Origin of the sequence: Streptococcus sp. 27098_8_113 (genome assembly GCF_041432545.1) — a bacterium.
Taxonomy (GTDB): Bacteria; Bacillota; Bacilli; order Lactobacillales; family Streptococcaceae; genus Streptococcus.
Map to the genome: position 1 here is coordinate 1 of NZ_JAPVZU010000033.1, position 724 is coordinate 724.

General features: G+C 48.6%; 1 protein-coding gene. It reads right to left on the bottom strand.

What is annotated here, in order from left to right:
• Positions 1-724: hypothetical protein (locus tag O3644_RS10025; RefSeq protein WP_371595639.1), on the bottom strand; the 724-nt coding region annotated here is incomplete at both ends.

The window sequence follows — 724 nt, forward strand, 5'->3', positions numbered from 1 at the left end:
ACGATGCTGAAGCAGACTCGCTGGTTGAGACAGACTGGCTGGTGCTCATTGACGTTGAAGCTGATTCACTTGCTGAAACTGATTGGCTCAGGCTCAATGATGCTGAAGCAGACTCGCTGGTTGAAACTGATTGACTCAAGCTCAACGATGCTGAGGCACTTGCACTTGTTGAAACTGATTGACTCAGGCTCAATGATGCTGAAGCTGATTCGCTTGCTGAAACGGATTGGCTCAGGCTCAATGACACTGAAGCACTTGTGCTTACTGATACAGACTGGCTTGCGCTCATTGAGGTTGAAGCTGATTCACTTGTTGAAACTGACTGGCTCAGGCTTACTGATGCTGAGGCACTTGCACTTGTTGAAACGGATTGGCTCAAGCTTACTGATGCTGAAGTGCTTGCTGAGACAGACTGGCTCAGGCTTACTGATGCTGAAGCACTTGCACTTGCTGAGACTGACTGGCTCAAGCTCAATGACGCTGAGGCACTTGTGCTTACTGATACAGACTGGCTTGCGCTCATTGAGGTTGAAGCTGATTCACTTGTTGATACAGACTGGCTCAAGCTTACTGACGCTGAAGCTGATTCACTTGCTGATACAGACTGACTCGTGCTCAACGATGCTGAGGCACTGGCACTTACTGAGACTGACTGGCTGGTGCTCAATGAAGTTGAAGCTGATTCACTTGCTGAAACTGATTGACTCAAGCTCAACGATGCTGA